This is a genomic window from Microbacterium phycohabitans (assembly GCF_032464935.1).
Taxonomy (GTDB): domain Bacteria; phylum Actinomycetota; class Actinomycetes; order Actinomycetales; family Microbacteriaceae; genus Microbacterium; species Microbacterium phycohabitans.
In genome coordinates this window covers 3477-4893 of the sequence record NZ_JAWDIT010000009.1, presented here as the reverse complement: position 1 = coordinate 4893, position 1417 = coordinate 3477, and the positions used below count along the sequence as shown (strand labels likewise).

1 rRNA gene (running past one end of the window) is annotated in these 1417 nt (G+C 55.2%); it reads right to left on the bottom strand.

From position 1 onward, the window contains the following. A 23S ribosomal RNA gene (locus tag RWH44_RS16075) occupies window positions 1-1417 on the bottom strand (its annotated part continues 1671 nt past the right edge of the window); the annotation flags it as partial.

Here is a 1417-nt window from a genome sequence, read left to right as displayed (position 1 = left end):
ATGGAAGTCTCATCTTGAGGCCGGCTTCCCGCTTAGATGCTTTCAGCGGTTATCCATCCCGAACGTAGCTAATCAGCGGTGCTCCTGGCGGAACAACTGACACACCAGAGGTTCGTCCAACCCGGTCCTCTCGTACTAGGGTCAGATCCTCTCAAACTTCCTACGCGCGCAGCGGATAGGGACCGAACTGTCTCACGACGTTCTAAACCCAGCTCGCGTACCGCTTTAATGGGCGAACAGCCCAACCCTTGGGACCTACTCCAGCCCCAGGATGCGACGAGCCGACATCGAGGTGCCAAACCATGCCGTCGATATGGACTCTTGGGCAAGATCAGCCTGTTATCCCCGAGGTACCTTTTATCCGTTGAGCGACAGCGCTTCCACAAGCCACTGCCGGATCACTAGTCCCGACTTTCGTCCCTGCTCGACCTGTCAGTCTCACAGTCAAGCTCCCTTGTGCACTTACACTCGCCACCTGATTGCCAACCAGGTTGAGGGAACCTTTGGGCGCCTCCGTTACATTTTGGGAGGCAACCGCCCCAGTTAAACTACCCACCAGGCACTGTCCCTGAACCGGATCACGGTCCTAAGTTAGATATCCAGAGTGACCAGAGTGGTATTTCAACAATGACTCCACACTCACTGGCGTGAATGCTTCACCGTCTCCCACCTATCCTACACAAGCCACACCGAACACCAATACCAAGCTGTAGTAAAGGTCACGGGGTCTTTCCGTCCTGCTGCGCGTAACGAGCATCTTTACTCGTAATGCAATTTCGCCGAGTTCGCGGTTGAGACAGTTGGGAAGTCGTTACGCCATTCGTGCAGGTCGGAACTTACCCGACAAGGAATTTCGCTACCTTAGGATGGTTATAGTTACCACCGCCGTTTACTGGGGCTTAAATTCTCAGCTTCGCCTTGCGGCTAACCGGTCCTCTTAACCTTCCAGCACCGGGCAGGCGTCAGTCCGTATACATCGTCTTGCGACTTGGCACGGACCTGTGTTTTTAGTAAACAGTCGCTACCCACTAGTCTCTGCGGCCACCACACCCTTTCGGAGCAAGTCCTAATAAGTGGATGGCCCCCCTTCTCCCGAAGTTACGGGGGCATTTTGCCGAGTTCCTTAACCACGATTCTCTCGATCTCCTTGGTATTCTCTACCTGACCACCTGAGTCGGTTTGGGGTACGGGCGGCTTGAACCTCGCGTCGATGCTTTTCTCGGCAGCATAGGATCACCCACTTTTTATCCGCATCGTGTCTCAGCCTCATGACTCCCGGATTTGCCTAAGAGTCGGCCTACGCACTTGCACCAGGACTACCATCGCCTGGCTTGGGCTACCTTCCTGCGTCACACCTGTTAATACGCTAGCCGCACCAGCATGGGGTCGAGCGTTCACACACACCCGCCTCACCCCG